The sequence below is a fragment of the Mycobacterium sp. genome, assembly GCF_039583805.1.
Taxonomy (GTDB): domain Bacteria; phylum Actinomycetota; class Actinomycetes; order Mycobacteriales; family Mycobacteriaceae; genus Mycobacterium.
Genome location: NZ_JAVKSH010000003.1, coordinates 50,228 through 60,471, shown reverse-complemented (window position 1 = coordinate 60,471; position 10,244 = coordinate 50,228). Strand labels below are relative to the sequence as shown.

Sequence of the window (10,244 nt, the reverse complement as noted above, 5' to 3'; positions counted from 1 at the left end):
ACCGGCGGCGTTGGCGGGGCCGGGAACCCCACCACCACCGGTGACGGCGGCACGGGCGGTCACGGCGGCACCGGCGGGACAGGTGGGCCCGGCGGTTACGGCGGTGACGGCGGTGGCGTGGCCGAGGGCGGGTCAGGCAAGACTGGCGACGGAGGAGCCGGTGGGATCGGAGGCAACGGCGGGGCCGGCGGCACCGGCGGTCAGGGCGGCGCGGGCGTCGTCACCGACACCGGCCAGGTCGGCAAGGCCGGAGCGGGTGGCTCCGGCGGAGTTGCTGGCATCGGCTCTCCCGGTGGAGGTGGCGGGAGCGGCGTCACTGCCGGTGCGTCCGGCCACGCGGGGCCGGGCGGTGCCAACGGCGCACCAGGCGCCGCTGGCTAGCGGGACCGTCTGTTAGAGGCGAAGTTTACCCACGCTTGCGGGCAACTTTTGACGGTGTGGCATCCAACGGTGTGGCATCCAAGCGTCAGCAAGGCGGCGACAGCTGACCTCGAACACTTCACGCAGACTACTGTGCATGCCAGTGAACCGCGCTGACCTGCGAGGACGGTGCGCCGTCAGGGTTTCGAACCCCGGACCCGCTGATTAAGAGTCAGCTGCTCTACCAACTGAGCTAACGGCGCCTGGTGGGTACCAGAAACGCGACAATAACAGGGATGCGGCTGTCGAGTGAAATCGCTGACAGTAGGCACTCCCGTCACTCGCGTGCCGCTTACACTGTTCCCCAGGACTACGACCCGGCGGTGGTCGATAGCGGGGTCGCGAAGGGGAGCAACGCAGGTGGCAAGTGGTGTAGTGACGTGTGCGCACCGGCGCCGTCGGTGGCCGGCCGCGCTGGTGATTGCGCTTGCCGTCGTCGGCGGCGTCGCCGCCTGCAGCAGCAGCGGCAGTGCGCGGCAGCCGAACGTCATCTTCGACAAGGCCACACCGTTCGGCGACCTGATGGTGCCCAAGCTGACCGCGTCGGTCACCGACGGCGCCGTCGGCGTGGCAGTGGACATACCGGTGACGGTGTCCGCCGAGGACGGCGTTCTGGCCGCGGTCACCATGGTCAACGAGAACGGAAGGTCGATCAGCGGCCAGCTGAGCCCGGACAGCGTGCGCTGGTCGACCACCGAGCCGCTCGGCTATAGCCGCCGCTACACCATCACCGCGAACGCGCGCGGGCTGGCCGGTGTCGCGACCCGGCAGATCACCTTCCGGACCCATTCGCCGCAGAACCTCACCATGCCCTACGTCATGCCGGGCGACGGCGAGGTTGTCGGGGTCGGTCAACCGGTCGCGATCCGCTTCGACGAGAACATCGCCGACCGTGCGGCGGCCGAGAAGGCCATCACGGTCACCACCGACCCGCCGGTGCAGGGCGCCTTCTACTGGCTGACCAATCGTGAAGTACGTTGGCGCCCAGAGCATTTCTGGAAGCCCGGCACCGCCGTGGACGTCGCGGTCAACACCTACGGGGTCGACCTGGGGGACGGCGTGTTCGGTGAGGACAACGCGAGCACGCACTTCACCATCGGCGACGAGGTGATCGCGACCGCCGACGACACCACCAAGCTGCTGACCGTTCGGGTCAATGGCGAAGTCGTCAAGACCATGCCGACGTCGATGGGCAAGGACAGCACGCCGACGGCCAGCGGGATCTACCTCATCGGCGCGCGGTTCGCGCACATGATCATGGACTCGTCGACCTACGGCGTACCGGTGAACTCGCCCAACGGGTATCGCACCGAAGTCGACTGGGCCACCCAGATGTCCTACAGCGGCGTCTTTGTGCACTCCGCGCCGTGGTCGGTCGGCGCCCAGGGCTACACCAACACCAGCCACGGCTGCCTGAACGTCAGTCCCGCCAACGCACACTGGTTCTACGACCACACCAAGCGCGGCGACGTCGTCGAGGTCGTCAACACCGTCGGCCCGCCGCTGCCGGGCACCGAAGGGCTCGGCGACTGGAACATCCCCTGGGAGCAGTGGCGCGCCGGCAACGCCAACGCGTGACTCCGGGGCCAAGGTCGGGGCGGGGAACTCCGAGAGAGCCAAAAGGAGAAGGCGGCAACGCTCCTTTGGGCGTAAAGCGTTGAACGCGAAATCCACCCCGAGAGAGGCGAATCCGGGCCCGCGTCCCAGGCATCCACACGCGGATTGCTCCGACGCGTTGGGGCCGGCCAAGCGTGGACCCCGCCGCAGAACCGGGCGCACACGCGCCACGGCGCCAGGTGCGACTCCCGCGTGCGCTCAGTGAGCGCGTGGATGCCCCCGCTGAACAGGAAAGCCGCAGCCCGAGCGACGTGATGCGAGAGGCAATCAGCCAGTACGTGGCGGCCAAAGACCACCCGCAGGCCGGATAGCCCGTCCGGTGAAAGTACTTTTGGGAGTGGCAGATTCAGAGAACTGCGACGTCGCAGATTCTGTCTCGCATCGCTTGCGAGGTGGTGCTGCCCGGGCCAAGGCCGCCGCGCAGGGCGTTCTCCAGCAGCTCTGGTCTGTGAACTCGCCGGATTCGCGACGGGACTGGGAAAAGAAAAGGCTCAGGTGCCAAAATGCGCACGTAAACCACTCGGGGTGAGTGACGGGACTCGAACCCGCGACCCCCAGGATCACAACCTGGTGCTCTACCAACTGAACTACACTCACCATCGCCGCCGGCACGGTAGACCGACAGCAGCGTCGATATTAGCCGTTCGGGGTCTCGGCGGCCGAATCGATTACCTCCGCGGCACCGTCGAGCTCGGCCGCGACCGCCGCGATGTCCCCGGTAGACGGGCCCGGCGGCGCCACGAAGGCGGTGCGCCGGTAGAACCGCAGTTCCCGGATCGACTCGCGGATGTCGGCCAGCGCCCGGTGCGCCAGCCCCTTCTCGGGCTGCCCGTAGTAGATGCGCGGATACCAGCGCCGGCAGAGCTCCTTGATCGAGCTGACGTCGATCATCCGGTAGTGCAGAAACGAGTCCAGGGCGGGCATGTCGCGGGCGATGAAACCGCGGTCGGTGGCGATCGAGTTGCCGGCCAGCGGCGCGGTCTTGGCGTGTGTGACGTGCTGGCGCACGTAGTCGAGCACCATGGCTTCCGCGGTGGCCAGGTCGACTGTCGACGCGCGCACCTCGTCGACGAGCCCCGAGCGGGCGTGCATGTCGGCGACGACGCCGATCATCGACGACAACGCCGCCTCGTCGGCATGGATCACCAGGTCGACGCCGTCGCCGAGGATGTTCAGGTCAGCGTCGGTGACCAGGGCGGCGATCTCGATCAACTTGTCCGATCGCAGATCCAGCCCGGTCATCTCGCAGTCGATCCACACCAGGTGGTCGTGCACAGCGTTCACAGTCAACACACGTTAGCCGCATCGCCTGCCGACGGGCACGGGTGCCAGTAGTGTCGCTGCCAGGACGTCAGGGTCTGCCGGACTACTCGGGGACCTCCCAGGAAGGGGAGATGCGGCCTGATGAGCACTGGATCGACAGCCAGCCCCGCACAGCAGATCGCAGCCGGTTATGCGGGCGAGGGCCAGGCGCTGGCCCTGGGTGCGGTCGTCGTCGACGGCACGGTCGACCCGAGCGCGCAGGTCCGCATCCCGCTGGCCACCGTGAACCGGCACGGCCTGGTGGCCGGCGCCACCGGCACCGGTAAGACCAAGACGTTGCAGTTGATCGCCGAGCAGCTCTCCGCGGCCGGAGTTCCGGTGCTGATGGCCGACGTCAAGGGCGACCTGTCCGGGTTGGGGCGGTCCGGCACCGCCAACGACAAGATCACCCAGCGCGCCAGGGAAACCGGCGACACCTGGGCGCCGGCCGCGTTCCCAGTGGAGTTTCTGTCGCTGGGCACCGGCGGGATCGGTGTGCCGGTTCGGGCCACCATCGCCGGCTTCGGCCCCATTTTGCTGTCAAAGGTGCTGGGGCTCAACGCGACCCAAGAGTCCACGTTGGGGCTGATCTTTCACTGGGCCGAGCAGCAGAAGCTGCCGCTGCTGGACTTGAAGGACCTGCGCGCGGTGATCAGCCACCTGACCAGCGACGCGGGCAAGGCCGAGTTGAAGACACTGGGCGGAGTGTCGGCAGCCACGGCCGGGGTCATCCTGCGTGCGCTGGTCAATCTTGAGGCCGAGGGCGCCGACACGTTCTTCGGCGAGCCGGAACTGCGGCCCGAGGACCTGTTGCGCGTCGACGGTCAGGGCCGCGGCGTCATCTCGCTGCTCGAGTTAGGGGACCAAGCGTCACGCCCGGTGCTGTTCTCGACGTTCCTCATGTGGGTGCTGGCCGACCTCTTCCGGATGCTGCCCGAAGTGGGCGACGTCGACAAACCCAAGCTGGTGTTCGTCTTCGACGAGGCCCACCTGCTGTTCACCGACGCCTCGAAGGCGTTCCTGGACCAGGTCGAGCAGACCGTCAAGCTGATCCGTTCCCGCGGAGTCGGGGTGTTCTTCTGCACCCAGTTGCCGACAGACATCCCCAACGACGTGCTCTCGCAACTGGGTGCCCGCATCCAGCATGCGCTGCGCGCGTTCACTCCCGACGACCAGAAGGCGTTGACCAGGACCGTCCGCACCTATCCCAAGACCGACGTCTACGACTTGGCGTCCGCGCTGACGTCGCTGGGCATCGGCGAAGCCGTCGTCACCGTGCTCTCGGAGCGGGGTGCCCCCACCCCTGTGGCGTGGACCAGGATGACCCCACCGCGGTCGCTGATGGCCGCGATCGGTGACGACGCCATCGCGGCCGCCGCCAAGGCCAGCCCGCTGCAGGCCACCTATGGCCGGACCATCGACGCCAGATCGGCCTACGAGATTCTCGAAGAACAGGCCGCGCAGGCCGCTCCGGCCGGAGTGCCGCAGCCCACGCCGGCGCCCAAGGGCGCTGCAGCACGGCCCGGCTGGTTCAGCCGGTTCGTGAACAGCCGCGGCTTCCAGACCTTTGTCACCGCGCTCGCCACCGCCCTCGGCCGCGAGTTCATCCGCAGCAGACGGCGCCGCCGCTAGCCCGACTCGCCCAACCGCTTGTAGAAGCTGCCCACGATCGGTGCGACGACGGCGCGCGGCGCGTACTGGGCGGCCACCGACATCGCCTTGGACGTCAACCCGGGCACAATGCGCATCTTGTTGCGCGCCAACGCATCCAGCGATATCCGTGCGGTGTGCTCGGTGGAGACCCACAGAAAGTCCGGCACCAGCTTTTCGACGAGGGACTGCTGGTCCGGATTCGGCAGCTCGGTGCGCACCGGGCCCGGTGCCAGCAGCGTGACGTGCACACCGGAGCCGCGCAGTTCGCCGCGCAGCGACTCGCTGAAGGTGTTCACGAACGCCTTGGTGGCCGCGTAGGACGCGTTGTAGGGGATCGGTGAATTGCCGGCCGCCGACCCGGAGATCAAGATGCCGCCGGCCCGGCGCTCGATCATGCCCGGCACAACCGTCAGCACCAGGTCGTGCACCGCGACGGCGTTGAGCTGGACAACTGTTTTTTCGGCTGCCGGGTCGAGCGTCGCCACCTGACCGAAAGTCGACACTCCCGCGTTCGCGCACAGGATCGAGATGTTGCGGGTGGCCAGCTCCTCGGTCAGCTTGGCCCGGTCGGCGGGATCGGTGAGATCCGCCGGGCGCACGTCGACGGCGACGCCGTACTTGTCGACCAGACGGGCGGCCAGTGCGGTGAGCACGTCCTCGCGTCGTGCGGTGACGATGAGGTGGTGGCCGCGCGCCGCCAGTTCGGTGGCCAGTGCCTCGCCGATGTTCTGCGAGGCTCCGGTGACGACGGCGCGAGCGTCCGGGCTGGCGGCGGGTACCGGCATGGGCCAATCGTAGCCAGCGCGCACGTCAGTACAGTCCCGCACATGAGCATCCCGGGGCCGGGTGCGCGCACACCCGGGCGATCCGGGGTGCTGGCGTGGGCGCTGTGGGACTGCGGTGTCACCGGCCTGAGCGCGATCGTCGTCACCTTCGTCTTCTCGGTTTACCTGACCGACACCGTCGCCACCGGGATGCCCGGCGGCAGCTCGCCGGCGAGTTGGCTGGGTCGCGCCCTGGCGGTCGCCGGGCTCACCATTGCGGCGCTGTCCCCGCTGATCGGCGTCTGGGTGGACCGCCCCCGCCGGCGGCGCACGGCGCTGACCGTCCTGACCGGGCTCGCGGTGGTGCTGACCAGCGCGATGAGCCTGATCCGCGGCCGGCCGGGGTATCTGTGGGCGGGGTTGGCGCTGCTGGCAGCGACCGCGGCGTGCGCGGACCTGGCCGGCGTCCCCTACAACGCGCTGTTGCGCCAACTTTCGACGCCGCAGACCGCGGGCCGGATCTCGGGGTTGGGCTCGGCGTCAGGGTACGTCGGCAGTGTGCTGCTGCTGGTGGTGGTCTACGCCGGTTTCATGTCCGGAGCCGGCCCGACCCGCGGGCTGCTGCACCTGCCCACCGGCGACGGCGTCAACGTGCGGGCCGCGATGCTGTTGGCCGCCGGCTGGTTCGCGGTCCTGGCCGTGCCGCTGGTGCTGACCGCGCACCGCTTTCCCGGATCCGGTGCGCCGGCCGACTCCGCGGCCGACGTGCTGGGCGGCTACCGCAAACTGTGGGCGGACCTGACCGCGGAATGGCGCCGCGACCGCAACCTGGTGTATTTCCTGGTGGCCAGCGCGGTGTTTCGCGACGGCCTGGTGGGGGTGTTCACCTTCGGCGCGGTGCTCGGCGTCAACGGTTACGGGATCTCCCGGGGCGGGGTTCTGCTGTTCGGGGCGGCCGCCAGTGTGGTGGCCGCGGCCGGGGCGGTGCTCGGCGGGCTCGTCGACGACCGGGTCGGGTCCAAGCCGGTCATCGTCGGCTCGCTGTCGGCGATCATCGCCACGGGACTGACATTGATGACATTGACTGGGCCGCAAGCGTTTTGGATGTGCGGACTGCTGTTGTGCGTGTTCATCGGGCCGGCGCAGTCCTCGTCGCGCACCCTGCTGCTGCGGATGTCCAGACACGGCAAGGAGGGCGTGGCCTTCGGCCTGTACACCATGACCGGGCGGGCGGTGTCGTTCGTGGCGCCGTGGCTGTTCTCGGTGTTCGTCGACGTGTTCGGCACCGTCCGCGCCGGGATGGGGGGACTGTGCCTGGTGCTGGGGGCCGGGTTGGCGGCCATGCTGCTGGTGCATGCTCCACGCCGGGAGGCGACCGTGCACGTGGCCTGAGCCCGGCTCAGCTCGTCGCGTCGCAGACCGTCAGACCCGCGCCGGTGCGCTCGCGCACCTGGGCACCGTTCACGGTGATGGTGCAGGTGACGTCATGGCCGACGTTGATGATCGTGACGTTGGCCCGGTGGCCGCCCGACGCCGGCAGGCTCACCTGCTTGTTCCACGGCAGCGCCACGTTGAACTCGGTCGCGACGACGCCGGCGCTGTCGACGTAGGTGATGCTGATCGCGCGGCCCTCCCCGGTGACGTTGTAGACCACGGCCGCGGCCGCGCCCGCGCTGGTGGTCTCGGTGGACGTGGCGGTCGGAGAGGTCGTGGCGCTCGGGGACGTCGTGGTGGGTGCGGCTGTGGTCGACGACGAGGTTGCGGCGGTGGAACTGGGCATCGCGGGTATCGGCGCCACGGCGGATGGCTTCGTGGCCGAGTTGTCGGTGATCACCAACGCCACGACCAGTGCGACGACCAGCAGAACGGCAGCGGCGGCCGCGATCCACAACCATCGCGGCGGCTTGCCCCGCCCGCCCGGCGGAGTCGGTTGGGTGTCCTGCTGATCCGGTGGCCGCTGCCCGGCGGGCCACGGGTACGGCCACTGCTCGGTCGGGTTGAACTCGCCGGGGTTCGGGGTCGGCGGGCGATACGGCGCCGTAGACGGCGATTGACCGACGTAGGCCGGGTCGCTGTGCGGCGGGTGGGGCACACCCATCCGCTCAGTCGGATCGGGCTGCCACGGTCGACGCGGATCGGTCATACCCACCCCATGGCTGTAGGGTACCGGGGTCCGGTCGCCGAACGGGGAACGCGCCCGATGCGCCGTGTCACGGGCAGCGCGCGCCTCCGCTCAGCGCGGCGACCGTCATCGCTCGCATGACCGCGCGCGACCGTGCCGCACGAGCCGCTGTGGTGTCGGCGGGTTTCATGGTGTGCGGGGTGGAGTTCAGCAGGCCGAAGGCGGCGTGGGCCATCAGCCGCGCGTCGGTTTCGGCCAGCCCGGGCTCCAGGTCGCGCAGCACGCCCACCCACACCTCGACATACTGCCGTTGCGCTCGGCGGACCTGGCGCTGGGCGGGCGCCGGCAGGTGCGCCAGGTCGCGGTCCTGGATGCGGATGAGATCCGGCTCGCCCAGCGCGAAGTCGAGGTGAAAGTCGATCAGGCCGTCGAGCGCCGCGACGGCGTCGCGACTGCGCGACGTCACCTCGCGGGCGCCGTCAAGCAGCCGGGTGCTGATCCCGACCAACAGCTCGACCAGCAGCGACTCCTTGTTGGGAAAGTGCCGGTAGATCGCCGGGCCGCTGACCCCGGCGGCCGCGCCGATGTCCTCCAGCCGGACCGCCGGGAAGCCGCCTTCCGCGAAGAGCCGTTCGGCGGCCGACAGCAGCTGGCAGCGCCGGTCGGACTTGCGCTGACGCCGCCGCGTCGGGGCGTGCGGGGCGCCCTCGCGGTAGGCCGGGGCGGACGTCGCCATGACAGCCTCCCTGGACAGTTCGGTTAGCCGTCATTAACATTACCTGAGTTAGTCGCCATTAACCGAGATTGGGGTGCGCCCGATGACCGCTGCCGCGAACCGCGAGGCGCATTTCGCGCTGGTATCGCAGCTGCGGGGCAAACTGGCGGCGGCGTGCCTGGGCGGTCCGGAGCGGGCCCGCGAACGTCACGTCGGTCGCGGCAAGCTGCTGCCGCGGGATCGGGTGGACGGTCTGCTCGATCCGGGCAGCCCGTTTCTGGACGTGGCTCCGCTGGCCGCCGACGGCATGTACGACGACGAGTGTCCCGGGGCGGGCATCATCACCGGGATCGGGCGGATCTCCGGGCGGGAATGCATGATCGTCGCCAACGACGCGACCGTCAAAGGCGGGACCTACTACCCGATCACCGTCAAAAAGCACCTGCGGGCCCAGGAGATCGCCGGCCAGAACCGGTTGTCGTGCATCTACCTGGTGGACTCGGGCGGGGCGTTTCTGCCCCGCCAAGACGAGGTGTTCCCCGACCGCGAGCATTTCGGCCGGATCTTCTACAACCAAGCCAAACTCAGCTCCCAGGGCATCGCGCAGATCGCGGCTGTGCTCGGATCCTGCACCGCCGGCGGGGCGTACGTCCCCGCGATGAGCGACGAGGCGGTGATCGTGCGCAACCAGGGCACGATATTCCTCGGCGGCCCGCCCCTGGTGAAAGCCGCCACCGGCGAGGTGGTCACCGCCGAGGAGCTCGGCGGCGGGGACCTGCACGCCAAGACCTCCGGCGTCACCGACCATCTCGCGCACGACGACCGTGACGCGCTGGCCGTCGTCCGGCGGATCGTGGCCACGCTGGGTCCGCGCGACCCGCGCGCATGGGACGTCGCGCCGCCGGTGGATCCGGTCGCCGACCAAACCGAGCTCTACGACGTGGTGCCGGTCGACCCGCGGATTCCCTACGACGTCCACGACGTGATCACCCGGCTGGTCGACGGCGGCGAGTTCGGCGAGTTCAAAGCCGAATACGGCAGCACGCTGGTCACGGGGTTCGCCCGCATCCGTGGCCATCCGGTCGGGATCGTCGCCAACAACGGAGTGTTGTTTTCCGAATCCGCTGTGAAGGGAGCACATTTCATCGAGCTGTGCGACAAGCGGGTAGTGCCGCTGCTGTTCCTGCAGAACATCTCCGGCTTCATGGTCGGCCGCGACTACGAGGCCGGCGGCATCGCCAAGCACGGCGCGAAGATGGTGACGGCGGTGGCGTGTGCGCGGGTGCCGAAGCTGACCGTGGTGATCGGCGGCTCCTACGGGGCGGGCAACTACTCGATGTGCGGTCGGGCCTATTCGCCACGCTTCCTGTGGATGTGGCCGAACGCGCGGATCTCGGTGATGGGTGGCGAGCAGGCGGCGTCGGTGCTGGCGACGGTCCGCGGCGAGATGACGCCGCGGCAGGAAGACGCGTTCAAGGCTCCGATTCGCGCTCAGTACGAGCAGCAGGGCAACCCGTACTATTCCACCGCGCGACTCTGGGACGACGGCGTGATCGACCCGGCTGACACCAGAACTGTTGTAGCACTGGCGCTTTCGATTGCCAACACTGCGCCGCTGGAACCGGTCAGCTACGGCGTGTTCCGGATGTGA

The 10,244-nt window shown here is 69.2% G+C and carries 8 protein-coding genes, 2 tRNA genes and 1 pseudogene; 5 read left to right on the top strand and 6 right to left on the bottom strand.

The window, feature by feature from the left end; translation table 11 throughout:
- Window positions 1-381: pseudogene (locus ABDW21_RS00765) on the top strand (hypothetical protein); the annotation flags it as partial.
- 169 nt (window positions 382-550) lie between these two features.
- Here the strand turns inward: ABDW21_RS00765 and ABDW21_RS00760 are convergent.
- Window positions 551-623: transfer RNA gene (locus tag ABDW21_RS00760), tRNA-Lys, on the bottom strand.
- Window positions 624-780: 157 nt separating this feature from the next.
- Between ABDW21_RS00760 and ABDW21_RS00755 the strand changes: the two genes are divergently transcribed.
- Entirely contained in the window at window positions 781-1,998 is a 1,218-nt protein-coding gene (locus tag ABDW21_RS00755; RefSeq protein ID WP_343709935.1) for an Ig-like domain-containing protein, read from the top strand.
- Window positions 1,999-2,561: 563 nt separating this feature from the next.
- On the opposite strand, the gene ABDW21_RS00750 is transcribed toward ABDW21_RS00755, so the two are convergent.
- Together ABDW21_RS00750 and orn are read right to left on the bottom strand one after the other, a co-directional pair.
- Window positions 2,562-2,634: transfer RNA gene (locus ABDW21_RS00750), tRNA-His, on the bottom strand.
- A gap of 39 nt (window positions 2,635-2,673) precedes the next feature.
- The gene (orn, locus tag ABDW21_RS00745; RefSeq protein ID WP_343709940.1) at window positions 2,674-3,312 is read right to left on the bottom strand and encodes an oligoribonuclease; all 639 of its coding nucleotides are present in this window, start codon (window positions 3,310-3,312) and stop codon (window positions 2,674-2,676) included.
- Window positions 3,313-3,441: 129 nt separating this feature from the next.
- On the opposite strand from orn, the gene ABDW21_RS00740 reads away from it, so the two are divergent.
- Complete coding sequence (locus tag ABDW21_RS00740; protein WP_343600453.1) at window positions 3,442-4,971, top strand: helicase HerA-like domain-containing protein; 1,530 nt, start codon at window positions 3,442-3,444, stop codon at window positions 4,969-4,971.
- Here ABDW21_RS00740 and cmrA read toward each other — a convergent pair.
- The gene (gene cmrA / locus ABDW21_RS00735) at window positions 4,968-5,777 is read right to left on the bottom strand and encodes a mycolate reductase (protein ID WP_343709934.1); all 810 of its coding nucleotides are present in this window, start codon (window positions 5,775-5,777) and stop codon (window positions 4,968-4,970) included. The two genes, ABDW21_RS00740 and cmrA, sit on opposite strands and share 4 nt — an antisense overlap.
- 42 nt (window positions 5,778-5,819) lie before the next feature.
- Here cmrA and ABDW21_RS00730 point away from each other — a divergent pair, with 42 nt between their 5' ends.
- On the top strand, window positions 5,820-7,148 hold the full coding sequence (locus ABDW21_RS00730; protein ID WP_343709933.1) for an MFS transporter: 1,329 nt from the start codon (window positions 5,820-5,822) through the stop codon (window positions 7,146-7,148).
- Window positions 7,149-7,155: 7 nt separating this feature from the next.
- Here the strand turns inward: ABDW21_RS00730 and ABDW21_RS00725 are convergent, their stop codons facing one another.
- A complete protein-coding gene (locus ABDW21_RS00725; protein WP_343709932.1) occupies window positions 7,156-7,899 on the bottom strand; it encodes an MmpS family transport accessory protein in 744 nt (247 codons plus the stop codon).
- A gap of 67 nt (window positions 7,900-7,966) precedes the next feature.
- Window positions 7,967-8,614 carry a TetR/AcrR family transcriptional regulator gene (locus tag ABDW21_RS00720; RefSeq protein ID WP_343600449.1) on the bottom strand — a complete coding sequence of 216 codons (648 nt, stop codon included), beginning with the start codon at window positions 8,612-8,614 and terminating at the stop codon, window positions 7,967-7,969.
- Between the two features lie 82 nt (window positions 8,615-8,696).
- Here ABDW21_RS00720 and ABDW21_RS00715 point away from each other — a divergent pair, with 82 nt between their 5' ends.
- Complete coding sequence (locus tag ABDW21_RS00715) at window positions 8,697-10,244, top strand: carboxyl transferase domain-containing protein (RefSeq protein WP_343600448.1); 1,548 nt, start codon at window positions 8,697-8,699, stop codon at window positions 10,242-10,244.

What these genes read in the sequence shown, in the direction of transcription:
- ABDW21_RS00720 (WP_343600449.1), bottom strand. Translation starts at nt 8,614, where the DNA reads ATGGCGACGTCCGCCCCGGCCTACCGCGAGGGCGCCCCGCACGCCCCG.
- ABDW21_RS00740 (WP_343600453.1), top strand. Translation starts at nt 3,442, where the DNA reads ATGAGCACTGGATCGACAGCCAGCCCCGCACAGCAGATCGCAGCCGGT.
- ABDW21_RS00730 (WP_343709933.1), top strand. Translation starts at nt 5,820, where the DNA reads ATGAGCATCCCGGGGCCGGGTGCGCGCACACCCGGGCGATCCGGGGTG.
- ABDW21_RS00715 (WP_343600448.1), top strand. Translation starts at nt 8,697, where the DNA reads ATGACCGCTGCCGCGAACCGCGAGGCGCATTTCGCGCTGGTATCGCAG.
- ABDW21_RS00725 (WP_343709932.1), bottom strand. Translation starts at nt 7,899, where the DNA reads ATGACCGATCCGCGTCGACCGTGGCAGCCCGATCCGACTGAGCGGATG.
- cmrA (WP_343709934.1), bottom strand. Translation starts at nt 5,777, where the DNA reads ATGCCGGTACCCGCCGCCAGCCCGGACGCTCGCGCCGTCGTCACCGGA.